Origin of the sequence: Pseudomonas sp. RW407 (assembly GCF_003176655.1) — a bacterium.
In the GTDB taxonomy this organism is placed as follows: domain Bacteria; phylum Pseudomonadota; class Gammaproteobacteria; order Pseudomonadales; family Pseudomonadaceae; genus Pseudomonas; species Pseudomonas delhiensis.
In genome coordinates, this window is the sequence record NZ_QGSL01000064.1 from 65,969 (window position 1) to 91,155 (window position 25,187).

General features: G+C 61.0%; 16 protein-coding genes. 7 read left to right on the forward strand and 9 right to left on the reverse strand.

From position 1 onward, the window contains the following. Positions 1-68 precede the first annotated feature (68 nt). On the forward strand, positions 69-1,067 hold the full coding sequence (locus DK254_RS06105) for a nitronate monooxygenase family protein (protein ID WP_109933072.1): 999 nt from the start codon (positions 69-71) through the stop codon (positions 1,065-1,067). Between the two features lie 164 nt (positions 1,068-1,231). Here DK254_RS06105 and DK254_RS06110 read toward each other — a convergent pair whose 3' ends face one another. Beyond that, positions 1,232-1,474, reverse strand: a complete 243-nt coding sequence (locus DK254_RS06110; RefSeq protein ID WP_058488385.1) for a YdcH family protein — start codon at positions 1,472-1,474, stop codon at positions 1,232-1,234. A gap of 282 nt (positions 1,475-1,756) precedes the next feature. Here DK254_RS06110 and DK254_RS06115 point away from each other — a divergent pair, with 282 nt between their 5' ends. Next, complete coding sequence (locus DK254_RS06115; protein ID WP_109933073.1) at positions 1,757-2,446, forward strand: GNAT family N-acetyltransferase; 690 nt, start codon at positions 1,757-1,759, stop codon at positions 2,444-2,446. Between the two features lie 306 nt (positions 2,447-2,752). Here the strand turns inward: DK254_RS06115 and DK254_RS06120 are convergent, their stop codons facing one another. Continuing rightward, positions 2,753-4,618 (reverse strand): hypothetical protein, encoded by a 1,866-nt coding sequence (locus DK254_RS06120; protein WP_109933074.1) that lies wholly within the window; start codon positions 4,616-4,618, stop codon positions 2,753-2,755. A gap of 173 nt (positions 4,619-4,791) precedes the next feature. Between DK254_RS06120 and DK254_RS06125 the strand changes: the two genes are divergently transcribed. Then, the gene (locus tag DK254_RS06125; RefSeq protein WP_109933075.1) at positions 4,792-5,085 is read left to right on the forward strand and encodes a hypothetical protein; all 294 of its coding nucleotides are present in this window, start codon (positions 4,792-4,794) and stop codon (positions 5,083-5,085) included. A gap of 531 nt (positions 5,086-5,616) precedes the next feature. Continuing rightward, positions 5,617-9,861, forward strand: coding sequence for a putative Ig domain-containing protein (locus DK254_RS06130; RefSeq protein WP_158546400.1), 4,245 nt, complete (start codon positions 5,617-5,619; stop codon positions 9,859-9,861). Between the two features lie 284 nt (positions 9,862-10,145). On the opposite strand, the gene DK254_RS06135 is transcribed toward DK254_RS06130, so the two are convergent. From DK254_RS06135 to DK254_RS06155, 5 genes are all read right to left on the reverse strand, one after another. Beyond that, positions 10,146-16,193, reverse strand: a complete 6,048-nt coding sequence (locus tag DK254_RS06135) for an ATP-binding protein (protein WP_109933077.1) — start codon at positions 16,191-16,193, stop codon at positions 10,146-10,148. 487 nt (positions 16,194-16,680) lie between these two features. Continuing rightward, positions 16,681-17,682 carry an NADP-dependent oxidoreductase gene (locus tag DK254_RS06140; RefSeq protein ID WP_109933078.1) on the reverse strand — a complete coding sequence of 334 codons (1,002 nt, stop codon included), beginning with the start codon at positions 17,680-17,682 and terminating at the stop codon, positions 16,681-16,683. A 61-nt stretch (positions 17,683-17,743) separates the two neighbouring features. Continuing rightward, complete coding sequence (locus DK254_RS06145) at positions 17,744-18,604, reverse strand: alpha/beta fold hydrolase (RefSeq protein ID WP_109933079.1); 861 nt, start codon at positions 18,602-18,604, stop codon at positions 17,744-17,746. A 70-nt stretch (positions 18,605-18,674) separates the two neighbouring features. Next, a complete protein-coding gene (locus DK254_RS06150; RefSeq protein WP_109933080.1) occupies positions 18,675-19,763 on the reverse strand; it encodes an alkene reductase in 1,089 nt (362 codons plus the stop codon). Between the two features lie 110 nt (positions 19,764-19,873). Beyond that, a complete protein-coding gene (locus DK254_RS06155) occupies positions 19,874-20,719 on the reverse strand; it encodes an alpha/beta fold hydrolase (RefSeq protein WP_109933081.1) in 846 nt (281 codons plus the stop codon). A gap of 128 nt (positions 20,720-20,847) precedes the next feature. Here DK254_RS06155 and DK254_RS06160 point away from each other — a divergent pair, with 128 nt between their 5' ends. Then, a complete protein-coding gene (locus tag DK254_RS06160) occupies positions 20,848-21,426 on the forward strand; it encodes a TetR/AcrR family transcriptional regulator (RefSeq protein WP_109933082.1) in 579 nt (192 codons plus the stop codon). 232 nt (positions 21,427-21,658) lie between these two features. Here DK254_RS06160 and DK254_RS35140 read toward each other — a convergent pair whose 3' ends face one another. Continuing rightward, positions 21,659-22,024, reverse strand: coding sequence for an antibiotic biosynthesis monooxygenase (locus DK254_RS35140; protein WP_109933083.1), 366 nt, complete (start codon positions 22,022-22,024; stop codon positions 21,659-21,661). 10 nt (positions 22,025-22,034) lie between these two features. Beyond that, on the reverse strand, positions 22,035-22,418 hold the full coding sequence (locus DK254_RS06170; RefSeq protein ID WP_109933084.1) for a hypothetical protein: 384 nt from the start codon (positions 22,416-22,418) through the stop codon (positions 22,035-22,037). A gap of 149 nt (positions 22,419-22,567) precedes the next feature. Here DK254_RS06170 and DK254_RS06175 point away from each other — a divergent pair, with 149 nt between their 5' ends. Further along, positions 22,568-23,419, forward strand: a complete 852-nt coding sequence (locus tag DK254_RS06175) for a helix-turn-helix domain-containing protein (protein WP_109933085.1) — start codon at positions 22,568-22,570, stop codon at positions 23,417-23,419. 201 nt (positions 23,420-23,620) lie between these two features. Beyond that, a complete protein-coding gene (locus tag DK254_RS06180) occupies positions 23,621-24,511 on the forward strand; it encodes a serine hydrolase (protein ID WP_109933086.1) in 891 nt (296 codons plus the stop codon). Positions 24,512-25,187: the final 676 nt, after the last annotated feature.

A 25,187-nucleotide genomic window follows, 5' to 3' on the forward strand; every position in this document is an offset into this window, starting at 1 on the left:
GTGGGGTCGATTTCCTTTGCCCGGCTCGGCTTGCCCGCCCCGTGTCGTGAATGAACTGGAGTGCTCCCATGCAAAGCCCATTGTTCAAGACCCGTATCACTGAAATGCTCGGCATTCGCCATCCCATCCTTTGCGGAGGCATGGGGCCTGGTCTCTCCGACGCGACCTATGTCGCGGCTGTAGTCAACGCCGGCGGAATGGGATTCATCGTTGCCGCCGGCTTCCCTGATCCGGAAGAATTTCGTGAGCAGCTTCGGAAGTGCCGCCAGCTGACTTGCGGAAAGCGGTTCGGCGTGAACCTCTACATTTCAGGGCAAGCCAAGGCGGCTGGTCGCCTGCAGGAGCAAGTGAAGATTCTCGCGGAAGAGGATGTCCTCTGCGTCGAGACTTCTGGCGCAAGTCCCGAAGGTATTCTTCCAGCCCTGCGGGATGCGGGTATCAAGGTGCTGCACAAGGTTCCCGCGGTCCGTTACGCGCGTTCGGCTGAACGGCTTGGCGTGGATGCAGTGATCGTCGTCGGCAATGACTGTGGAGGCCATCCGGGTACTTATGGCATCAGCAGCATGGTCCAGGCGCCCCATGCCTCAAAAGAGATATCCATTCCGCTGGTGATTGGCGGAGGAATGGGAACCGGCCGCCAGTTGGCTGCCACGCTCATGATGGGGGCGGACGCCGTCCTGATGGGTTCGAGGATGCTGGTCTCCGAGGAACTGTGGATCCACCGCCAATACAAGGATCTGCTGGTTGAAAGCGATGGTACCGATAGCGTCATTGTAAAGACCGGGCTGCGACAGCATCACAGGGTGCTGAACAACGAAAGCGCAAAAGCAGTTGCAGCCCTGGATGCGACGGGGACCAGCGACTTCGAACGCTACCGCCCGCATGTCATGGGGGCGCTGACCACCCAGGCATACCTGACCGGCGACAGTAGCCTTGGCATGCTCGACTATGGCCCGTCAGTGGTATTTGCCGATGCCGTACAGCCGGTGGAAGCCATCTTCGATGAAGTTCTCGACGATGCACGGCAGGCGATGCTTCGCTTTGAAGGGCTCCGCTGCCAGGCCTGAACGTCCGCTGCAGGTCGAAAACCAACGTCGACAATCGATTCGCCCTCCCCTTCGTTGAGCGCCCACGCAGGTACGGCGAGAACGCCGGATACCCGCGGGCGTTACATATGTGCACGGCATTTCTGCCGTTGCATCGAAGGCCGAGATCTATGCCCCAGGGCTAATCAACCGCCGCAGCCATGTCCACATTGGCAGCCGTCTTTCTTGCGCAGAATTTCGTAGAGTTCGTCCTTGAGCTGCAGCTTCTGCTTCTTCAGCGACTCGATGGTGTCGTGGGTTGCGGGAGTGATGCCAGCTTCCATGTTCTTGATCTCCTGGTCGAGATCGTTGTGGCTATGGAAGAGCTTTGCAAAATGCGGATCCTCGGTCTTGAGGCGGGAAATCTTTTCGCGGAATTCGGGAAACATGAGGGTTCTCCAGGAGAGTGAAAAAGCACTTTGCAGGATCCGGGCTGGGCCAGTGTTGAGGTAGATCACTGAAGGCAGCGCAAAGAAAGGGCGTGTCCGCTCCTGGCCGGTGTCTGCCGGATCCCACCGACTGACTCGAGCCGAAAACCAACGGCAACAATCGATCCGCCCTCCCCTTCGTTGAGCGCCCACGCAGATACGGCGAGAACGCCGGCTGCCCGCGGGCGTTACAATGGCGCCAACGCCGATTTCCCGATCGGGCATGCCCGGAGCCAGCTTCAGATGTTCACCCTTGCAAACCTCGACACATCGCCACCCGAATCCCTGAAGAGCCAGGTTCTGCAGATGGTGGTGGACTACTTCAGCGACATCAGCCCGGTGCCGCTGACGCCCAGCAATCCGCTCTATCAGCTGTACCAGTACGTGATCGGCTACGAGGTACACCTGTACCTGCAGGCCATGAACGGCACCCCGGAGAGCCCCGCGCGGCTGATCCTGGCCCTGGATGACGACGATCCCTCCCAGGTGCTGGGTTTTGCCCTGTACCTGCCGAGCCTGGATGACGCCGAGGCCTGCACGCTGGCCTACCTGGCCGTCAAGGCCAGCCACCGCCGCCGCGGCATTGCCCGGGCCATGTTGCGGCAGATGGTCGAGCACCGGCCCCACGCCGAGCTGGCCTGCGTAGCGGGCAAGGTGCCGGTCTTCGAGTCGCTGGGCTTCCAGGTACTGGCGGCGCAGGGGCCGCAGGTGCTGCTGAACACCCGCGACCACCGCTCGGACGGCATGGTGGCGGTACAGGACCTGGCCCCGATCTACCAATCCAGGGAAGTGCGGCAGATCCACGCCTACCTGCTGCAGCAACGCGGCAAGAAGGCCATGAGCGACGCCGAGAACAAACGCGACCGCCTGCTCGACCAGTTGGCCTACCAGGCTCAGGCATTGGTGAAAGAGCGTTTCCCTACGCTTCACTGAGGGTCGATTTTTCCTGCCTTGAATGTCCGTTTCCGGCCAGGAGCGGACGTTCACGGAGGGCCGAGTACAACCTCATCAGATACTTTTTCATCGACCCATTAAGTGAAAAGCCCGGCATGCCAGGCTTCTCTTATCTGAGAAATATTTCTCTCAATCTATCTGGAAGCACTGGAAGAGGATGCGCATCATCAAGACTGAGCCGATCAACATCGTCAGCCAGTCCTAGAACGCCACCATCCGGATCGCAACGTCACCCCAGAATATTTCGATTGATAGGTCTCGCACCCGGATCTTGAAGCCAATCGCTCAGTGATCCACCTCTTGAATAGCGTTGGAAATGTGGGGTTCCCAATACGTATAAAGAGGCAAGCAAACAAGGTGGAAAATAATCCAACACGCATATATAGCGGCCGGCTGGAAGCACAAACCCGTCGTAAACTTCCCATGAGCCATCTCATGCCTCAACATGTGCCCGCCCTTTAAGTTGAACAAAAGATGTATAACATATACAACATCGGAGCCAAATATGCTTTCAAGTTCATCCCGTTTATTCGAATACATCTGACTGAGAGATTGATCCTCCTGGGTCAGATCCACATTCATTTTGGCGGTGCTCTTACCCTGACTGTTTAAAACATGTCTGAGAGAGTTTTCCAACTGAGGAATTAGGAGATGGCAAGCAGTAACCATATCCCCCTGAATCAGCCGAGCAAAACCGGTCGCAAATACCGCTTCATGCCCGGCAGGGACAAATGGGCTATTAAAAGTCAACGACTCCAAATGCCGCTCATCAATCGATTGATATCGAGACATTGTTATACAGGCCGGCTTTACATGAGCTTCAACCGCGTAATTAATCTCCACATCAATCTTGGATAGGCTTTCGTAGTCAAACCACTCAACAGAAGGATTTACATCAATTGGAGTTGAGGGCACGTTAGCAATTACCTTCCCATTCGCATCTGAAAAGCTCTTTCCAAAAAATGAAGAGAGGAATGAATTCTTTCTCCCTTCCAAGCACTGCCTGTGAAGCTCGAACTTTTCAGGAATACGTATAATGAATGCCAACCGAAATAGCATTTCATGGACGTCTAGACTCTCAAATTCGTCGATGGTGGCTTGGCGTTCCGCAGTCAAATCCATCGGAATTCTGAACGTCCCAAACTCAGAAAGAGATGCCTGCTCGAATTCCTGCAACTCTCTTTTCAGAGCGTCAATCCGCTCCTGTGCATTACCAATTTTTCTGAGCGCGCCAATTGCATCCCTCGTCCAGGTCGCTTTCACAATCGCGGAGGTCGCTCCATCGCGCATTCGCAGTATCTGATCTACTGCTCGCTCCTTGCAGTTCCTGGCAGCAGCACTATCACCAACTCTGCTGTAGGCATAAGCAGCCAACTCCCAGACTTTTTTTACCGCCTCGGGATGCTTTTTTGCCAGATTCTTTGAAGCCAATTCCTCGGAGTCTTTAGATATTTTATTCCAACTAATTAGCGCATGCGGCTCGCCAAGATTAGCCAGCCTGCAAAATGACACTAGATCTCCATTTTCTTGAGCTTTTGTATACGAGACCGCAAAGATCTCCTTCATCTTAGCTGAAGGTTTTTTGCGCTGACCGATGAATGCGCTTATCGAAATGGCTCTTTCGATAAGATCAACCACCTTGTGGGGCACCCAAGACTCGGACTCGTACTGGAACAGAAGTTCTTTCTTGAAAAATGACTCAACAGCTGAGAAGTAAGAGTCGATGGCAAGCCTAGCCATCGCATAGAGTTTCTTTTGAACAAACCAGCAACTATCAGCAACCCGAGCCCTAACCAACGGGTGATCAATCTTTTCGGCGACCTCTACCAGAACATCCTGCTGAGCGCCAAAATAGTCGGACGGAATCAAGGTTCTCTTCCCATCCATCACAATCTGCGGCGTGAACGTATCGGCTCTAGTTGGATTGAAGTGATAACCACATACAACAGCAAGAACTCTATAAGCTCTTCCGCTGGAGGAATCGCCCCGCCCATCAGCCTCGCCCGCCGCGTCCTGGAACACTCGCTCTAGGGTGTGGAAATGCAAAGAGTTGCTCATGGAGAGGATCGACCTAGCGAGGATCACTTCGAAATCCTCCGCGCTAGCTAAATCCATAGGGCTTACTGGTTTCTCATCGTCCTGTTCTGTCATTTCGTGCGATCCATCCGAAGTAAGATAAGCAAAGCTTATCTCACTTTTCCTGAGGCGGAATGGGGCTAGTGGGTTGAGACACTTATCCGGCTAGGAACGAACTTGCGAAAAATCCGCTGCGGGTCGAAAGCAGCCCCTGCACAGGGGAACACCATTGATAGCCAGGGAAGGGAATGTCGTTCAATTCACATAGACGAAAGCTGCTGGATGAAAGCCAGCCATTCTCGCACCGCGCTTCGCACGCGCGCTCGTGCGCCCTTCTGGTGGCCCGGAAGTCAGGGCTGAAGCGGGATGCTCTCCTCGAACTGGTGGAGAGCAAAACCGGCGTCGATCTGCATGCCTCCAAGTCAGCCGCTGAACTGCTGATTGCCCTGGAGGCACTGGAGAACATGCGCTTAGGTCGAGAGTGCCCTGTCGACTCGGAATTGCTGCTATCTGGGGCAGCAGCCGACCAGGAAGTGGGCTGACGCCAAGGTCTGCTTCCGAAGGCAGGATCGGCGGCGGGCTGCAATGAGCTGGAAACAACCCGTTTGAGGCGAGCTGGTCGGGGGCAAGTATCGACCGCTGGCTGATGCAATTGCTTCATGGTAAAGGCATAATGCCATCACCCGCCTCCGCTGCCCAGGACAGGTCGCCTACCCCTATCCCCGTGGCCTCCGCTTCAATCCCACGCCAGTCATTCGAAGTGCCCTGGCAGATTTTTCTAAATGGAATTTACCTTGAGTTCTTCGTTACTTTCGCACAGGGAAAACAACCGTGTATCAGGCATGACGCGCAAGGGGCCAGCCCTTCGATGCGTAGTCGCTTTGGTCATGCTGCTCCAGGCCACCCTCGCACATGCCTTGTCCACGGCCTGTTCGACACTGAACGCGAACAGTGGCACCACCTCCTACACCGGGCGGTTCGCCAGCACCGACTTCGACAGCGGCGAAAGCATCACTTTTTCGTATACCGACAATGGCCAGGGTGCAGGTGGCAGTCCGATAACCTCGGATCTCGTGAACCTGCGTTCACGCACCATAACCACTGTCTATTCCGACTACCGCAGCTATACCGGCAGCGCCGGGTCGTATACGGCGACGGTTTCCTCCGCCCAACTGGCGGCTGGCGGCCTTTACGCGCAGATTTCCACCGGCACGTACATCAGTGCGGTCAGCATCACCTGCTCCGCGGCCGTAGTCGCCGACGCCTCCCTGGCCGGCCTGAGCTTGTCCGTCGGCACGCTGTCGCCGACGTTCGCAACCGCCACCACCACTTACACGGCAGCCGTGAGCAACAGCGCCAGCGCGGTCGTGGTGCGACCTACCGCCCGGGCCAGTGACAGCACCATTACGGTCAATGGCGCTGCAGTTGCCTCGGGCTCGGACTCGTCGGCGATCAGCCTGGCGGTCGGAGCGAACACGATCACCGTGGGGGTCACCGCCGCCGATGGCCAGACGACCAAAACCTATTCCATCACCGTGACACGCACCGAAGCAGCCCCGCTGGCGACCGACGTCACAGCCGGCGTGGCAGCCAACTCGACCAACAATGCCATTACCCTGGCGATCACAGGCTCCCCCACCTCTGTGGCCGTCGCCTCCGCGGCCAGCCACGGCACGGCCACAGCCAGCGGCACCTCGATCACCTACACCCCGGTCGCCGGCTATTCCGGCACCGACATCTTCACCTACACCGCCACCAACGCTAACGGCACCTCGGCCCCAGCGACCGTCACCATCACCGTCAACGCGCCGACCCTGGCCATCAGTCCGACCACTCTGCCCAACGCCACCGCCAGCAACAGCTACAGCCAGAGCCTGAGCAGTGCCAACGGCACGGCGCCGTACAGCTACGCCGTGACTGCCGGCGCCCTGCCGGCCGGGCTCACCCTGAACAGCGGCGGCACTCTCAGCGGCACACCCAGCGCCGTCACCACCGGCAACTTCACCATCACCGCCACCGACGCCTACGGCGCCACCGGCAACCGCACCTACAGCCTGACGGTGGATGCCGCGACCATCGCCATCACGCCTACCACCCTCGGCTCGCTCGCCGTCGGCTCGGCCTACAGCCAGAACCTGAGCGCCAGTGGCGGCAACGGCAGCTACATCTGGTCGACCAGCGGCACGCTTCCGCCGGGTATCACCGTCAACAGCAACGGCCTGGTCAGCGGCACACCGACCACCGCCGGCAACTACAGCTTCATCGTCACGGCCACCGACAGCCTGGGCTCGCCCGGCTCGCGCGGCTATAGCGTGACGGTCAACGAGCAGGCGCCGGTCGCCGGCAACTCGAGCCTGACCGTACAGGGCGGCAGCGGCAGCACCCCGGTCCCCCTGAACCTGAGCGGCGGCTCGGTGACTCTGGTCACCATCACCACCCTCGCCACCAACGGGACCGCCACCGCAACAGGCAGCGGCATCACCTATGCCCCCAACCCGGGCTTTGCCGGCAGCGACAGCTTCAGCTATACCGCCACCGGCCCAGGCGGCACCTCCAGCGTCGCCACCGTCAGCGTCGCGGTCACGGCACCGACCATAATCATTTCCCCAGCCACGTTGACCAACGCGACGCAGAACACCGCCTACTCGCAGACCCTCACCGCCAGCGGCGGCACCGGGCCGTACACCTTCAGCGTGGTCACCGGCAGCCCGCCAGCGGGCTTGAACGTGTCGTCCGCCGGCGTTGTCAGCGGCACCCCGACCGCCACCGGCACCTTCAGCTTCACCGTGCGCACCACCGACAACGGCGGCTTCAGCGCCAGCCAGGCCTACACCCTGGTGGTCACCGCCGACCAGACCCCGGTGGCCGGTCCGGTGAGCGCCACGGTGGCGGCCAACAGCTCGGCCAACCCCATCACCCTGAACCTGAGCGGCGGCGCCGCCACCAGCGTCAGCGTGACCGGCAGCCCGAGCCACGGCAGCACTGCGGTCAGCGGCACCACCATCACCTATACCCCCACCGCCGGCTACTCGGGCAGTGACAGCTTCACCTACAGCGCCACCGGCAGCGGCGGCAGCTCGGCGCCAGCCACGGTAAGCCTTACCATCTCGGCACCGACCCTGGCACTCACGCCGGCCAACCTGGTCAGCGCCACAGCGAACACGGCCTACTCGCAAGGCCTTGCTGCCAACGGCGGCACCGCGCCGTACAGCTTCAGCGTGACCAGCGGCGCCCTGCCCTCCGGCGTGAGCCTGTCGTCCGCCGGCATCCTCAGCGGTACTCCGAGCGCCGCCGGTACCTTCAACTTCACCGTGCAGGCTACCGACAGCCTCGGCGCAACCGGCTCGCAGGCGCTTGCCCTGACGGTCGCCTACCAGGCGCCGGTCGCCGGGCCGGTGAGCGTCACGGTGGCAGCCAACAGTTCCGCCAATCCCATCACCCTGAACCTGGGCGGCGGCGGCATCACCGGCATCGGCGTGGCCAGCGCTCCAAGCCACGGCACCACTTCAGTCAGCGGTACCAACCTCAGCTATACCCCCACCGCCGGCTATTCGGGCAACGACAGCTTCACCTATGCCGTCACCGGCCCAGGGGGCACCTCGGCAGCGGCCACGGTGAACATCACCGTCACCGCGCCGACACTGGTCATCACGCCGTCCACACCGGGCCTGCCCGGCGCGACCCAGAGCATGGCCTACAGCGCCAGCCTTGCCGCCAGCGGTGGCATGGCGCCCTACAGCTATGCGCTGAGCGGCAGCCTGCCAGCAGGCCTGTCCCTGGACAGCGCCACCGGCGCCATCACCGGAACGCCCACGGCGGTGGTCAACAGCAACTTCACCATCAACGTGACGGACGCCAATGGCGCCAGCGGGACCCGCAGCTACAGCCTGACGGTCGTGGCCCAGGCCGTCGTGGTGCCGCCTTCCAGCGAAACGCTGGCCCCGGGCCAGAGCGCCAGTGTCGATCTCACCCGCGATGCCAGCGGCGGTCCGTTCCTGCGCGCGCGCCTGTTGTCGGTGAGCCCGGCGTCGGCGGGCACCGCCAGCCTCAGTGGTCCGTTCACCCTGCGTTTCGTGCCGGCCGCCGCCTTCGCCGGCAGCGCAGTGGTGAGCTTCAGCCTGGAAAACACAGGCGGCAACACGGCAACCAGTACAGTGACCTTCAGCGTGCAACCGCGCCCTGACCCGACTCGCGACGCCGAAGTGATCGGCCTGCTCAACGCTCAGTCGCGGGCCGCAGAGCGCTTCGCCAGTACCCAGATGGACAACTTCAACCGCCGCCTGGAGCAACTGCACCGCCCGACTTGCGACCGCGATTCGTTCAACGCGGATGTACGACGCGGGCGCGACAACCTGAACCTCGGCGGCCTGGGCAAGGCGCTGCGCGACGAACTCGAAGGCAACGGCGTCGACGCGGACGACGACGAACAGCGTCGCAAGGAAAAGGACAGCTCTCGCGCCAGTGCCGGCGAATGCTCCGAAGAAGCCCTCGCCTTCTGGACCGACGGCTTCATCAACAGCGGCTCCAACCAGGCACGCGGCGCCAAGGACAACAGCTTCACCACGTTTGGCCTGAGCGCCGGCATGGACTATCGCCTCTCGCCACGTACCGTGGTCGGTCTAGGCGTCGGCTACGGTAACGACCGTACCGACATCGGCGAGCACGACAGCCGTAGCGAAGGCGATGCTCTGGGACTGGCGGCCTACCTGAGCGCCAACCCGCTGTCGGAGGTCTATATCGATGCCCTGTTGGGCTACAACCGCATCCGTTTCGACTCGCGGCGCTACGTCACGGCCGACCCTTCCAACGGCTATGCCAGCGGTTCCCGCGACGCCGACCAGTTGTTCGCCTCACTGACCGCCAGCTACGAATATCGCCAGGGCGCGCTATCACTGGCGCCATACGCCCGGGTGAACAGCAGCTACACCCGCCTCGACGGGTATAGCGAGCACGGTGGCGGGATCTATGCGCTGTCCTATGAAGAACAGGATCTGCGCTACTTCACCTCGTTCCTGGGATGGCGCACAAGCTATGACATCCAGACCAGCCTGGGTGTGCTGACCCCGCGCGTGGGCCTCGCCTGGGGCCACAACTTCAACCGCAATCAGGACTACCGCGTGCGCTACGCCGACCAGGGCGATGACGGCATGCTCTATCGGCTGTCGCCCGACCCGATGGACACCAACTTCATCGACATGGACTCCGGCCTGAGCCTGAGCCTGGGCCGTGCCTGGCGCGTCGCCCTGTCGTACAGGAGCGCGCTGGGCACCAACGAGCGCAACGAGATGTTCCGCATCGGCCTGGACGGGAAATTCTGATCGACGTCCAGCAACGAAAAAGGCCACCGCAAGGTGGCCTTGATCTTTGGCTCAGGGGCATTGTTGAACGACAGCTATCGGCCAATAGCTGCCTGTCGTAATCGGCTCAAATCGACCCAAAGCAGAAGTTCGATTTGGAAAGTCCGATGGCTGCTTCGCAGCGGGAGCGATCGATCGTTAGGCTGCTACGAACGCTAGCCACCGGCGGGAAGCAGCCCTCCGGGACAGCCAGCTCGAGCCAGCATGGCCCCTCTCGCTTGACATCGCCGCTGAATCTGAATGGCTTAGATTGAGTAGCCGTTCTTCGCCGTCTTCAAGAGAGACTGCCCGTAGCTGCTCGGTTGCTTGATTTGCCTGCTTGCGAACACGCTGATGTCCAGGTCCGGCTTCCCACGGGCAGTGGTGACCTGTTCGATGCCTACTGACGTCAGAACGAGGTAGCAACCCTCGCCCCACAGAGACTCCGCATCGATATCAACCGGGCCGGCATCACGCCACCAGTAGAACCTTGCGACCACAGCGCCACTCGGGTCGAGGAAGACGCTGGGCTCCTCGTCATGCGCGCTCCAGCGAAGCCGCTTCACCCAGTTCGGGCACAAAGCGAACGAATAGGCCGCTGCGTCAAAGCCCATGTCCACGGAGCAAACTACTCGCCTTACCAGCGTTGGCGCCAGATCATTGTCAAGTGCGACATACTGGCCTAGCCAAACAGCGATGGGCAGCCTGGCATAGCAGTCGTCGAAGTCTTCACTGTCAATCTCTGTCGAGGGTGCTCTAAAGCGGTAGAGGCGGTGCTCCGACAGCCGTGGCTTGAGGATCTTGAAGCGGGATACTTCGGCCACGACTAGGCCGTGGCGGTCTGCTGGGAAGGGGGCAACGTCACCGCCGACTTCGTCAATCCACTTCCGCTCTCGCTCGGACCAACCCGCACTTCGGTCAAGCAGCGGCATGCGAATCCATTCGGGACGCACTCGCGGGAGCCTCAGCGGCCGAGGCGGAAGCGGGCAACCCAAACGCTCCAACAGCGTCGTCCTGTCGCGGCCTTTCAGCTTGCCGGCCAGCCGCAGTTCTCCCGCGACGTGGCGAAGGGCGGCAATGGCAATGTAGGCGTGGGGCTTCAGGTAAGTGATCTGCATCTCGAGGACGCGAAGCTGAGCCTCAAGCCTCTTGACGCCAGAGAGCCCGAATGCCTCAAGTCCACCCCAATCCTGGATGAACATCGCCGCGCGTCGGCGGACTGTCATCTCCTCAATGCCTGCCGCCTTCGCAATGTGACGTGCCGTCGAGCGCAACATCTCGGTCCAGCCAAGCGGCGACTCGACGCGCATTGCACCAGTTCTCTCGTCCGTGAATGCCTGGTCGCCCTCTGGCGGGTGCTCGAGTTCGAGGCGATAGAAGAGCGGAAGTGGCATCGCGTCCAAGGGGACAGCCAGCCCCCACCAATGCGACAAGAGCACGGCTGACTCTGCCACCGCTATGTCACGGTGACTGACCAACGCAGCCACGGCGCTGCCCAACTCGGGTGCGAGGTCCGCACTGTCAGCAGCCAGCAGCGTTCCGAGCGCCTGCAAGGGGGCATCTAACTCGCCGGCCATAAGTCGCCGCATAAGGGACTTGAACAAAGCTTGGCCGAGTCCGGCTTGCCTTGCCAAGCTCAACGTGCAATTGCGTGCGTGCCGCTGAACTTCTGCAACGGGCAGCCGATAGGCAAAGTGCAGCAGATCCTCCAAAAGTTCCGTGTCTCTGAGCGGTAGCTCGCTCGGCTGGAAGGGCCGCCCCAGTTGGAACTCGCGAGTGCAGGTCATCTGCTCCTCAAGCAGAGACCAGATGGCTGGCCAATCCGGCGTCGCGCTAATTACCGGCAGTATCGAATCTAGCTCTGTCAGTAGCGACTGGGTGCTCTCCTGGCCCGCCGTCACTGAATCGACGATGTTCTCGAAGGCAGCAGGGCATGTGGATGGGCCCTGCAAGAGCTTCTTCGCCTCAAAGTAAAAGAACTTGCCGCCACCCATCCACTGGCTCCAGGAGCTCCAGGGCTCCTTGCTTGACTCGTAGCCTTGTATCAGCTTCTTGGCGTACTCGACCTCCCCAGCCGCAGCCAACTTTCTAACCATCAGGAAGCGGCAGCGCGCGTCATCCTGCAAGACCTGCCAGCGCTCAAACATCCTCCGCACCAAATGAAGCGGGGCCGTCTCGGCCAGATATCTGAAACGGTACGGGGCGTTGTAGTTCAGTTCGTCGCCATCCGCTTCAAACGCGCGCTCAAGCTGCTCGAGAGTAGTCTCCGAGTCGTACTTGCTTGGCGTATACGAGTGTCGAGGTTCCGGCGCTTCTGACGTCCACCGGGCTACGGCGGCATCGAGCTCGGCCGATGAAAACCCATGTCTTCCGGCAGCGGTGTCAAGGCGCTGGAGCAGTCCGACCCTCTCGTGTGCCCTGCTGGCTACCTCGATCGCCCCCAAAAGCATCCGCGTGAGCGGTTCAATCTGTCTGGGTCCTGCGGCGTCGGCGGCGATGTCGATGAAGTCGCCGACGTGGTACGGGTCCCGGTAGTGCGGTTCCATGTAGAACGGCAGACACAGACCGCACCAGACCGTCGCGCAAGCCAAGACGAGTTCAGGGCTTCGCCGGACCATCCCCGTCATGAGCAGGTCGACGCGGTTCGGCCAGCCAATCAGATGCCAATCCGCCAGTGTCTTTGACACCTCGAAGCCGAAGCGAGGTCCGACCTGCGTCGCTTCCTCGATTAGCGACATCGTCAAACGATGCGCGGCCGACGACCCTTCCGTTTCGGTCATGCCACCGACCTGGCGCATCAAGGTCGAGACTCGCTTGACACGGGTCTCCGGGTCAGCGGCGTTCGCAAGGACCAGGATGTCTTGCCAGATTGCGTACTGCGGGTCTTTCTTGGGGGCCAACGCGTAGCCAAGGCATTGCTCGGGAACCGTCGCCAGCAACTGTTTCGCCCGCGCTAAGTCCCCGACCGCAGCCAACGCGATGGCCAGATCCGCCAACCCGTCGATCTGCTCGCTCGGCGTGCTCTCCTGAAGCTCCGCCACGAGTGCGTTGAGTCGATCGACGGCCGCCACCCGGTCACCGTCAACCCGATACGCATCGACGGCCAATCTGCGTCGCAGGTACGCAGTGCCCCCCAGTGTCGATGAGGCGATGGCTGCGTCAATTTCCCGAAGTACCGCACGGTACTCAGTCTCGCCGCGCATGGCACCGAGCCTCAGCAGCGCTTGCGCGAGAATGGGGACCGCTTTGAAGGCCTGCTGAATGCGATATGACTCGCTGCCGCCATCTGAAGTCAGACGTAGGACGTACCCAAGGGCAATACGAGCTTCGTCCTGGATGATGCCAGCCGGCAAGGACGCGATGTCGATGGTGGCGCGACCTAGAAGCACGCCTATCGTCGAGGCGTGCTGCTGGAACGGATGAAGGAAGGTGTGCTTCGATAGTGTCGCGCTTGGCAGCGGCTTATTGAGCAGCGTGCAAAGCCTCGCGTGATGCATCACCGCGCCGACCAGATTACCCAGCCCAGCCAGGTCCGTCTCGTCGTCGCACATAGAGATCATCGGTGCGACCAGCTTGTCGAACAGGGCCTCGGCTAGGTCACGACGGTCAGCTTCGAATGCAATTAGTGCCATCCGGCGTCGGTAGCCGTTGGGTACCTCTACGAAGCCAGGAAGGGCGGCGGCAGCATCAAACAGGGCAAGCGCTTGCGCAACGTCGCCACGCCGACTGGCCACAAGACCTGCGTGAACCATCACCGAAGGCTTGTCTTCGTTGGCTACCCCGAGATTGCTGCAGAGGTCTTGTGGATCGGCGCCAACCTTCTGAAGGAGCATCGCCTCTGCGGCTTCCCTCCTCAGATGCAGTTGCAGCGCGGCGACAGTTTGCGGATCCACCTTTTCGGGCTGGCGGAGCCCCTCTGCGGCGAGGTGGTCAATCGCTATCTGGATCTGCTCGGTGTCTCGGAAGTGGACGGCGCGCCTTGCCCACCTCTCGAACTCCGTTATGTTGTGGTCGTGCCCGTGGTCCTGGAACTTGGACGTATGGAGCTGCGACAGTGGCTCGAGGCTTTCAAACAGTTCCTTCGCCCGCTGGAAGTCCCCTCGCGCTAACAGGGCGTCGACGACCTCGTAGCCCTGGCTGGGGAAGTACTGCACGAAGGCCAGGGCTGCATCAATGTCCCCAACCGCCAGCATCGCCAGCGGAAGCTGGTTGGCGTACTCAAGGGCAGTTTCCCGCCGCCCCACTTCGTCACGACACAGCAGCAGCCGTGCGAAGGCGGTCGCGTCGTGCGTTCCACGCACTGCCAGCAGAGCCAGGCGGATATCGGCGTGGATCTCGGCGATAGAACACCCGTCAGCCAGTTGCTGCCTGAAGCGAGCGGGCATCGCCAGTGCAAGTACATCGGCACCGTCGCCGGCACGGGCGCGGTAGCGCAGCTCAAGCCAGTGCTGCGCCGATTCGGGCGGCGCGTTCTTCGCCAACTGGGCGAGGTCACGGTACACGCGCTGCGAGTATTCGGCGTCGACGCTTCCGAGGCGGGTTCGCGGTTGAGCGATGACGAACAGCCGAAAGCTGTTGTGGAAGACGCTCCACCCCTGGGATGAACTGCGGAGCAGGTGCCGTGCAACGATCAGGGCGCGTTCAATCGCGGACTCCTTGACCATCGTGGCCAGCAGCCGCAGGTCCATGGGTGCCTCAGCCCGAGCGATGAAGCCCAGCACGTCCATGGCATCGACATCGCTTGCGATCTCGCGCCAAGCAGCGGTGTACACGGTCTCAATATCGCCGTCGAACGGCATCCCGCCGCTGAGAAGGTGCTTACGGCCGGCTTCGTCCGCGTGCAACAGCGCCTGAATCAAGTAACGCGTTGCCAGCGGGTGGCCATGCGTGAGATTGCTTAGATCCAACCTCGGAATCTCGGCAGGCAGGCCAAGCGCATCCGCCATCCGGGCGACCTCCTCGCGGCCGAGAGGCCCCATGAGAACCTGTCGCTCGCTCTTCTCCGCTTGCTCTCTTACGGCGGGCTTCAGATTCGCGAGATCCAGCCGCTGTGTGCCAAGCACGAACACAACCCCGTTGGGGATGGCCGCGGGAAGAGGCAGCTCGCCCAGAAGCGAATTGGTCGGCCGCTCTTCGCGAGGCACATGGTCGAGCCCGTCGACGACGATGATTGTTCGGATCCCGTCGCGGTCGAAGCGTTCACCAGCCTGCCGCACCAGGACTCCGAACTGTTCGCGGCGCTCATGCAGCGAGTCATCGCGAAGACGAAGTCCAACCAAACCGCTGTTGCGCAGCTGCGTGCCGACGTCGATCAGGAAGTTGTCGGCCTCCCCACGACCCACGCCTTGAGCAGCGCCCGGCACGTACGCCAAGTAGCGAACGAGCCGGACATTTGCTTCAGTGGCCAGCGCAATCTGCAGGAGAGTGGACTTCCCGGAGCCAGGCGGTCCTATGAGTGAGACATAGCCCTGGTCGGCGGCATGCAGCGCGGCTAGCAGCTTGACCTCAGTGTCGCGGTTGCGCTGGACATAGGCGCCGACCGGGAACCGGTGGATGAGCAGCGTCTTGGCGGGATCGCGCCAGCCAAGCTCACTAAGCAGCTCTTCACGCGTCCACCTGTCTTTGTCGCGGGCATCGGCGACCAGCTTGGGCAGTACGCTTGCAATCTCGGATGCCTGCCGCGCCTGCTCGGCGTTCAACTTGTGCGACTGGATGAAGTTGGCCGCAGCTCCGCACACCACACGGAGGCTGTGCAAGAACTGTTCGAAGTCGTCATCGCCCAGGCCGGCTTCACGGCGCAGGTGGTTGATCAGTCGACTCCATTCCTGCGTGTACCAATCCGCTAGCGGCCGATTTGGATGCTGTTGGAGTTCCTCAAGAAATGCCGCGCTGTGGGGCGGCGTGCCATCGCCTGGCTTGTCAGTAATCGACGGAAAGTCATTAACAACCAGGCGAATCTCGACCCGGCTTCCCGGGTTGTCCTTGCGCAGGCACTGCCAAGCATGAACCAGGGGCCTCAAGAGGCCGTTGGCACCAGTAAACAGCGTCTCAACAGTGAAAGTGCCTGGGAACTTGGACGTCTTGAACTGGTGGCCGACCACCAACCCATCGAAACCGAGCACCAAGTCGTCGGCAATACCCGCGTTGCGGTCTGCGACGCCGATCCAGAGCAGCTCGTCGCGCTCGAGCGCAGCATAAATGGCAGCGCCCGCCCGCTCGTACTGGCCAATGTATCCACGGAGTGCTCGACGTTCGCCCTCCGCCGGCGCAGTTGCAGGAGCTACAGAGGTTGATGGATTCGGTTTCTTGGACATTTTTGGAGCCATGTGAATGGATTAGGTAGTTGACGCCAACTGATACCAAGAAAACTGCTTCAGCATAACCCGAGGCGTCCAGCAACAGACGGTAGATGCGGCTAAGTCATTGAGCGCTGCTCTGAAACGGAGCCTGGCCAGCCCCAATCGGAGCGGTCATTCACGAGATGGGGCGTGAATGACTAACATCAGCCTATTCCTGCCGTTCAGTCAGGAAATTCGAGCGACAGGTCGTGGCCGGTTTCTGCCTCTTACGAACGACTGCAATGGGTCGGAAGCTGTCGCTGGCCGAGGGCAGCTATCGGCCAGGAGCGGACAATGCGTGTCGCAAAAACAGGGACGGTTCATATCTGTCCACCCTCTCCGGGAGAGTGCACGGTGAACCCCGGGCTTTCCACTCCAGGATGCTGGGCCAGAATCATCTACAGCCGATTGTTCTGCACCATCGACAATTCCTGTTTGTCCTCCGCAGCTCAATTTGGCTTCGTCACTTCACTTTGATGATCACCTTGCCTTTCGCCCGCCCCGTCTCAACGTAAGCCAAGGCATCTGCTACCGAGTCGAATGGGAAGATTCGATCTACCGCTGGCTTGATGGCGCCGGACTCAATTAGAGAACTTATTTCGCCAAGTTGACTGCCGCTTGCCCGCATGAAAACAAATGTGTAGTGGATGCCACTTCGCTTTGCCTTTTTCCTGATGCCATGGCTCACCAGGCGCAGAACCTGCTTCAGCGGCCAGGCCAGCTTCTGGTCGACCGCGAACGCTGGCGTGGGCGGGCCGGAGATGGATATGAGATGGCCGCCCGGCTTAAGTACCCGTAGCGACTTTTCCAGCTCGTCGCTTCCCAGGCTGTTCAGCACCACGTCGTAGTCGCGCAGCTCGGTGGCGAAGTCCTGTTTCTTGTAGTCGATGACGACATCTGCGCCCAGCGCCTTGACCCACCCGAGGTTGCTGGTGCTGGTGGTCGTCGCGACGAATGCCCCCAGATGCCTGGCCAACTGGATGGCAATGGAGCCCACGCCACCGGAGCCGGCCTGGATGAATACTTTCTGCCCCTTTTTGAGCTTGGCGGTTTCAACCAGCACCTGCCAAGCGGTCAAGGCGACCAGCGGGATGGAGGCCGCTTCCTCCATGCTCAGGTTGGCAGGCTTGTGCGCAAGCGACCCTTCCCTGACGGCGATGTATTCGGCGAAGGTGCCGATTCGGAAATCATCCGGCCGCGCATAGACTTCATCACCCGGTTCGAACTTGCGCACGCCCGGGCCAACCCTGACGACCGTGCCGGCGACGTCATGCCCCAGCACGAGGGGCATACGATAGGGCAGGACGAGCTTGAACGCTCCGCTCCTGATCTTGACATCGAGCATGTTGACGCCTGCTGCGTGGACCTGGACCAGGACGTCATCATCCTGCAGTTCGGGCTCTCGTGCTTCGGCAATACGGCCGACTTCCTTCTTGCCGTAGCGATCGATGATGAAGGCTTTCATGGCGATGGTCTTCTCATGTTCTGGGTGCGTGATCTGTTCGCAAGAGGCTTTCGTTGCGCCATTACTCAAGGAACGCCAAGGCTTGTGCCACGAAGTCTTCGTGGTACTGGAAGATGCCGCCGTGCCCGGCATCTTCGTAGATCACAAGCTTCGAGCCCGGAATCCGCCGGGCCATATCGCGGCTCAGCGAGGTGGGTACCATGATGTCGTTGTCTCCGTTGGCGATGAGGACAGGTAGGCGCATGCGGGAGAGGTCTTGTGGTGCCTGCTGCCCCCAGTCCTTGATCGCCTTTAGTTGGCGAAGGAATGCGCCAGGTGTCGGCCCTTTGTCGCGACCGGTACTGCGCTCATTCAGGCGCTTCAGAAAGGCGCTCGCTGCCCGCCGACCATTGGCCGTTGAAGTGAAGAACAAATACGTCTTGGGATCGCGCAGCGTCAGCATGCCCTTGAGTATCAGTGGCCAGGACACAGCGCCAACACGGTTGATACCCTGACCGCCCGCCGGGCCTGTGCCCGTGAGGATGAGCCTGCGCACGAGGCCCGGCGCTTTCAGCACCACGTCCTGTGCCACGAAACCACCGAGCGAGAAGCCCAATAGATCGACTTGCTCGAAACCCATCGCATGGATGAGAGCGATGGTGTCACTGGCCATCTCGCCCACGCTCATCGGCGCATCGCCACCCGATGCGCCGATTCCTCGGTAGTCGATGGCGATAACGCGATGCTTGCGTGCCAGGCCATCCACAATGCCTGGGTCGAAGTTGTCCAGCACAGCGCCCCAGTGATTGAGCAGCACCACTGGAACAGCGTCCCGCAGGCCCAGCTCGCGGAAGGCGAACCGGGTTCCGCCGGCTTCAATTAGATGGGTCTGTGCGTTGGCATAGGAAACCGCCGACTGGGGGTCTGGATTGAAACTGCTCATAGGGGCGCTCTCTGCGGGTCAGATGGCTCCAGGCCGGAACAATGCAGCGTTCGACCCGGAGCCGGTTTGCTTATCTGGCTTCAGCCAGGGTGGGGTAGTCGGTGTAACCCGCAGCGCCGCCGCCATAGAGCGTGGCCGGGTTGAGCTGCGCCAGCGGCGCGCCGCTTTTCAGGCGTTCGACCAGATCAGGGTTGCTGATGAACGGCCGGCCGAAGGCAAACAGGTCAGCTTTGCCCGCATCAAGCTGGGCGGCGGCGAATTCCAGGTCGTAGCCGTTGTTGGCGAGGTAGGTCTGCCTGAAGCGGCGGCGCAGCGCGTCGTAGTCGAATGGGGCCACGTCGCGCGGGCCGCCCGTCGCACCCTCGACCACATGCAGATAGACAATGCCCAGCGTGCTGAGCTGCTCGACGATGTAGTCGTACTGCGGCTGCGGATCGCTGCTGGAAATGCCGTTGGCCGGTGACACGGGCGAGATGCGCACGCCGGTACGGTCAGCACCGATTTCCTGCGTCACGGCGGTGGCGACCTCCAGCAGCAGGCGTGCGCGATTTTCGATGGAGCCACCGTAAGCGTCGGTGCGCTGGTTGGCTCCGTCCTTGATGAATTGTTCCAGCAAGTAGCCATTGGCGCCGTGGATCTCCACGCCGTCGAAGCCGGCGGCGATCGCGTTGGCGGCGGCCTGGCGGAAGTCGTTCACGATGCCTGGCAGCTCGGTGAGTTCGAGGGCGCGAGGTTCGGAAACGTCGGCAAAGCCGTTGTTGACGAAGGTCTTGGTCGCCGCCCGGATGGCCGAAGGTGCGACCGGTGCGGCGCCACCCGGCTGGACATCGACGTGTGAAACCCGGCCCACATGCCAAAGCTGCACGAAGATGCGCCCGCCTCTGGCATGCACGGCGTCCGTGACCTTGCGCCAGCCGGCGATCTGTTCGGGTGTGTACAGGCCCGGAGTGTCCTGGTAGCCCTGGGCCTGGGCGGACACCTGGGTGGCCTCGGTGATGATCAGGCCGGCAGAAGCGCGCTGGGAGTAGTAGGTCGCGGCCAACTCGCTGGGCACAAGCCCGGCACCTGCCCGGTTGCGGGTCAGCGGCGCCATGACGATGCGATTGGCCAGCGTCAGAGCTCCCAGTTGGTATGGCTCGAAGAGCGCGTTCGTACTCATGTTGGTGTTCCTTCTCTCGAATTTGGGTAGGCATGGTCGATGGGCGGGTTGCGGCCGACAGCCAACCAACGAAGGTCATTGCCTGGTGGAGTGCATACCCGCTCGCGCCATTACTCCGCCAGGAACTGGATGGCGTGCTTGAGGAAGCGCTCGGGGTATTGGAACTGCGCGCCGTGGCCGGCGTCCGGGTAGATCAGCAACTGAGCGTCAGGGATGTTCTGTGCCAAGTGCCAGGAGTTGATCGTCGGGATCATCACGTCCTTGCGTCCGTTGAGCACCAGCGTGGGTTGCTGGATCGCATTCAGGTAGGCGTAGGGGTGCTCACCGGCCAGTGGCGGCAGGTAAGCGGCATGGGCTTCGCCCTGTGCCCGGGCGACCGCGGCGGAACTGGGCGGGTCCTGGTCGACGCGCTGATGGCGGCGCTCCCAGAAAGCCAGTCCGGCCTGCCTGGCTGCTTCGGAGCGCCCGAAGAACAGGTAGAGGAAGTCCTCTGCCGTAGGGACCGGACGCGGAGCGACCTCGAGCACCTCGGGCTCCATGGTCGGATCACCGCCACGCAATCCAGTGCCAAGCAGCAGCAACTTGCGAACAAGCTTCGGATGACGCAGTGCCACCTCCTGCACCTGGAAGCCCCCAAGCGAGAAACCCAGCAAGTCCACCTGGGCCAGGCCAAGCGCCTGGATCACCAGTGCGATGTCGTCGGCCATGTCTTCGATGCGGTTGCGCGGGGCTCCGGTCGACGAGGCGATGCCGCGGCCGTTGAAGAGGATGACCTCGCGGCCTTCGGCCAGTCCGTCGGTCAACAGCGGGTCCCAGTGGTCCATACCGCCACGAAAGTGTTGCACGAAGAACAGCGGTGGCTGCGAGCGGGAGGCGTTGCCCCAGCGGCGGTAGGCGAATTTGTCGCCATCGAGCTCGATGAACTGGGTAGGTGCGGTCAGGTGCGTGTGGCTCATGGTCAAGGTCCTTTCAAGTAGGAACTCAAAATATGATGACCATAATCTAATCTGTCAACGTTTTGATGATGACCGTAATCAATGTATGCTGATGGCCTCTGGCAGATAGCGAAATCACCCGGCTCGATATGAAGGTCACCAAGGCTCAAGCACAGGCAAACCGGGCTCACATCGTCGAAACAGCGTCTGAGCTATTTCGAGAGCGAGGCTATGACGGTGTCGGCATTGCCGACCTGATGGCCGCTGCAGGCTTCACGCATGGCGGCTTCTACAAGCATTTCGGCTCGAAGGCCGACCTGATGGCGGAAGCCGCTGCTTGTGGCATCTCGCAGACGGTGGCAATGACCGAGGGCTCCGGTCCTGGAGAGTTTTTGCAGCAGTACTTATCCAGGCAGCACCGTGATGCCCCTGGTCAGGGTTGCACCATGGCAGCGTTGTGCTCGGATGCTGCGCGCCAGCCGGAGTCTGTCAAAGAGGTCTTTGCCACCGGACTGGAACGCCTGCTGGCGGCACTGAGCCCTGATGTCACCGGGAATGAAGCCATGTCGCGTGAGGCGCGCGCCAGGAACATCAGCGTGATCGCGCATGCTGTCGGTGCGCTCGTGTTGTCGCGGGCTTGTCCCGACGACTCTCCGCTTGCTGACGAAATTCTGGAAACCTGCCGTTCGGCGATTCAGTCCCACTCATCGGCACGGCCTGAACGGTAGCGGCCTGGAGGCTCGGTACCGGACTACCACTCACTGAGCGTCAACTGCGCCAGCATCTTCAGGCAGCAGCCACATGGGATGATGTCGTCCTGAGTTGTCTGTCCCAGAACTGGTAGACGGGTAGTCAAGAGCTGCGGCTCAACTGACGTCCGCTATGGATCGATTGCTACCGGTGACCATGGTTCGCCCTGGATAAACGAACCATGCGCCGCTTTCCGCCAGAACCCGCCCGTCATCCGGACCAGGGAGACTCAAGGTGCCCTGGCACTGCCGCCCCGCCAGCGCGTTCGATTGGGGATGGCACGAAGAATGTCCCAAACCGGAGCCCCACAATCAGCCTCTGCACCAGCAGTTCGAACAGCCTGGCCAGGCATGGCAGGTCGAAGTGCGCGGTCATGCGTTCGGTCGAATCCCAGTACCCGGTGAGGATCCAGGTGTCGCCAGGGCCGCTTTCGCAGGCCAGGCGGTAGGCAGCACAGCCAGAGGTACGGTTCAAGTTCGCCAGCAACGCTTCCAATCTCGTTCGCAGCACCGCTGCCGAGCCGCTGGCTGGTCTGATCTCGACGGTGCTGATTGCAACTAGGCACATGGACGTCATCTCCTGCCGCTTACCGGCCCAGTAACTTGCGCGCCAACTCCAGGCCTTCCTCCCGGGTAGCGACGACCAGCAATGGGTAGCCCCAGAACGCTTCGAACTTGCCCGCAAACAGTTCGGCTGCCTTCTGCCTGGCGAGATCCGGCTCGATGAAAATCTGCGCCTTGACGAACGACCGCAAGGCGGCCTTGTGGCGCTTCATCCAAAGGGACAACTGTTTTCTTTCTTCGTGGGAATGTTCGTGCTCCTCCTGTTGCGCTCGCTCATCCAGCAGGACGAAAGGTTCCGAACGCGCCAGCAATGCTTCGAAAGCCTTGAACCCCTCGTCGTCGGTGTGAATCCCGGATGCGCCAACCTTCATCCAGACCAGCGGAAAGTGTGTGGAATCGATAACCATGCGAGCCGTCCCCTGCGTTGAGGTGGGTGGCGCCCCGGATACAGGGCGCCATCAATTCACCTGCAAGATAACTAGCCCGGCTGAAGTGCGTCATTGCACAATCTAGCCACACTGTTTCTCATTTCAGCCAACAGCTTCGGGGAGGCGTCATGGACTCCACTACCGCTGACGATCCATCGCTCACGTGGGACATCGATAGCATCGCGCGCCAGGTCACTGCGCTGAATGCATCGCAGGTTGCCAAGGACTGGGAGCATGCGCTTCACCACCATCGCAAGGCGCAGTTGATCTATTCGGTGCGCGGAGTTCTCAACTGCGAGGTGGACAGGGGCGTGTGGATCGTTCCGCCACAGTGCGCAATCTGGATTCCCGGAGACATGCCGCATTCGACCCGGGGCTCGGGAGAAACCGAGTGCTATTGCCTGTTCGTCGAACCGGACGCGATCGAAGGCCTGCCTACCCAGTGCTGCACCCTCTCGGTCTCGCCCCTGCTGCGCGAGCTGCTGCTCAAAGCGACGGGATTCGAGCAGCTGTACGCCGAGAACGGCCCGGAGGCGCGCTTGATCGCCGTGTTGCTGGACGAGCTGCGAGATGCGCCCATCGAGTACCTGCATTTGCCGATGCCGCAAAACCAGCGCCTGCGCCAGCTCGCGCAAATGCTGCTTGCCGATCCTTCGAGCAAGACGTCGATGGCTGAATGGGCCAAATGCATCGGCATGAGCGAACGCAGCATGAGCCGCCTGCTGATGCAGGAAGTCGGCATGAGTTTCGGCCGGTGGCGCCGGCAGCTGCACATCATCCTTTCGCTGCGGCGCCTGACCAATGGAGAGAGTGTGCAGGCGGTTGCATTGGACCTGGGCTACGAAAGTGCCAGCGGCTTCGTGACCATGTTCCGCAAGGCGATGGGCAAGCCACCGGCGCGCTACCTGCTCGAGCGTGCAGCCACTGCGGGGAGTGCTGGTGATGCCACGCCTGGGGGCGGCATCGTGCTGGCGCCTTGAGCGTCGGGTTGGGCAGGTTAAGCGTCACGATCGACGGTTCGTCCTGGATAAGCGAACCATGGTTCTCTTTCGTCAAAGTGCGGACGTCGCGAACCCGTCCCGGTAGAAGAAGAAAGCCAACTGGGCCTGCATCGCCGGGAATGGGGTATGTTGCTGCCTCTACGCTTTCGCACCGGCCCGCCATTATCGCTTGAGTATTCGATGCTGATCTCCACCCTTTCCAACGGTCGATCAATAACAGCCTCCCCGAAGGTCGAACCCCGTGTGCCATGGTGGAGTTTCACCAAAACGGTGTTAGCCGCGACCGCCCTGACCTTGGTACGCGACGGTCGACTCGCTCTGGATGCTGCGCTTCCTGAAACCGCTTGCACCTTGCGTCAACTTCTACGCCACGAAGCAGGCCTCGCTGACTATGGCGAGCTTCCCGAGTACCACGCCGCCGTTGCCAATCATGAACCGGCGTGGCCCGCGGACGAGATGATGCAGCGCCTGGATGGCCACCGGCTCCGCTACAGCCCTGGGGCTGGCTGGCGCTACTCGAATGTGGGTTTCATGCTTGTCGCCCGGCTCATCGAGCGTGCCGCAGACCTGCCGCTTGAAGAAGCGCTCAGGCAGCAAGTCCTGGCCCCGCTCGGCATCTCGGCGGTTCGCTTCGCAACGGAACGCGCAGACCTGAACGGGGCGTACCTCGGCAATTCGTTGAATTACGACCCCGGCTGGGTCTACCACGGATTGCTGACGGGCCCTGTTTCGCAGGCTGCCCTTTTCCTGGATCGCCTGCTCGCCGGAGAACTGCTCCCTGCCAACCTGCTTCAGGAAATGCAGGCGACACGGACATTGGGTGGCCCGATGCCCGGCCGGCCGTGGGTCACGCCAGGATATGCCCTGGGCCTGATGCGAGGGACGATCGAGGGCGGCCTGACCCTGGCCGGGCATACCGGGTGTGGCCCCGGAAGCGTGGTGGCGGTCTATCGATGCGCAGTTGGAGAAACAGCCGCCTGCTGCGCAGTTTTCTCGACGGGGTCAGATGAGGGAAGTGTCGAAGCGCTGGCCGTACAGGAAATACGCGAGGCACTTGAGATGGCGCGCTGAGACGTCGTAGGTCTTGTCGCAGCCTGCGATGGATATCACCCACTCGCCGATTCGACGTTCGTTTAGCGTCGAAAGAAAATCGCTCACTGGCAGCAGAAACCGGTCAGCAGCGAAATCGCCCCTTCTTCGCGACGCTTTCAGAAGACCAGGTAACGCCCCCAAACAACATATAAATAATGCGACCCGAAAGCATACAATCAGCCAGCCAGGGAGATTAGTTGCGAACACCGAGCTTATCTCCGACCAAAATTGGGATGACCGAAATAAATTCGCTCCATTTCAGCCCCATTTCATCCTCAAACATCTAGAAGGCTACCCTCTTGTCTCAAAGGAAAGCGATCAGAGATCACGCACACTCTCTACAGCCCATCGGACAGGCTTACCCTTCTAATAAACATAACAGCTTTTTCTGTCGACAGACTCACGACGCCATGAGCGTATAATACCGTCGGAGGATACAAATATGGAGTACTGACAAAATGGGACTGTATATGTTATATAGTAGCGAATCCCCCCACTCTCAACCTTTGAATAGTCAATTGACCGTCTGCTATTGACCCCCCTAACAAAATAGACTCTCTCCTTTCCCACCAATGATGTTTTCGGATCGAACTTCATTCCTATCAATGTATCTCTGCTTTTCTCCCAAGCATCATAGGACAGACACCCTGAAAGC

Excerpts from the sequence above, each read along its gene's own strand:
- DK254_RS06170 (WP_109933084.1), bottom strand. The coding sequence starts at position 22,418 with ATGGTTATCGATTCCACACACTTTCCGCTGGTCTGGATGAAGGTTGGC.
- DK254_RS06160 (WP_109933082.1), top strand. The coding sequence starts at position 20,848 with ATGAAGGTCACCAAGGCTCAAGCACAGGCAAACCGGGCTCACATCGTC.
- DK254_RS06105 (WP_109933072.1), top strand. The coding sequence starts at position 69 with ATGCAAAGCCCATTGTTCAAGACCCGTATCACTGAAATGCTCGGCATT.
- DK254_RS06115 (WP_109933073.1), top strand. The coding sequence starts at position 1,757 with ATGTTCACCCTTGCAAACCTCGACACATCGCCACCCGAATCCCTGAAG.
- DK254_RS06150 (WP_109933080.1), bottom strand. The coding sequence starts at position 19,763 with ATGAGTACGAACGCGCTCTTCGAGCCATACCAACTGGGAGCTCTGACG.
- DK254_RS06135 (WP_109933077.1), bottom strand. The coding sequence starts at position 16,193 with ATGTCCAAGAAACCGAATCCATCAACCTCTGTAGCTCCTGCAACTGCG.
- DK254_RS06175 (WP_109933085.1), top strand. The coding sequence starts at position 22,568 with ATGGACTCCACTACCGCTGACGATCCATCGCTCACGTGGGACATCGAT.
- DK254_RS06140 (WP_109933078.1), bottom strand. The coding sequence starts at position 17,682 with ATGAAAGCCTTCATCATCGATCGCTACGGCAAGAAGGAAGTCGGCCGT.
- DK254_RS06145 (WP_109933079.1), bottom strand. The coding sequence starts at position 18,604 with ATGAGCAGTTTCAATCCAGACCCCCAGTCGGCGGTTTCCTATGCCAAC.
- DK254_RS06120 (WP_109933074.1), bottom strand. The coding sequence starts at position 4,618 with ATGACAGAACAGGACGATGAGAAACCAGTAAGCCCTATGGATTTAGCT.
- DK254_RS06125 (WP_109933075.1), top strand. The coding sequence starts at position 4,792 with ATGTCGTTCAATTCACATAGACGAAAGCTGCTGGATGAAAGCCAGCCA.
- DK254_RS06155 (WP_109933081.1), bottom strand. The coding sequence starts at position 20,719 with ATGAGCCACACGCACCTGACCGCACCTACCCAGTTCATCGAGCTCGAT.
- DK254_RS06180 (WP_109933086.1), top strand. The coding sequence starts at position 23,621 with ATGCTGATCTCCACCCTTTCCAACGGTCGATCAATAACAGCCTCCCCG.
- DK254_RS35140 (WP_109933083.1), bottom strand. The coding sequence starts at position 22,024 with ATGACGTCCATGTGCCTAGTTGCAATCAGCACCGTCGAGATCAGACCA.
- DK254_RS06110 (WP_058488385.1), bottom strand. The coding sequence starts at position 1,474 with ATGTTTCCCGAATTCCGCGAAAAGATTTCCCGCCTCAAGACCGAGGAT.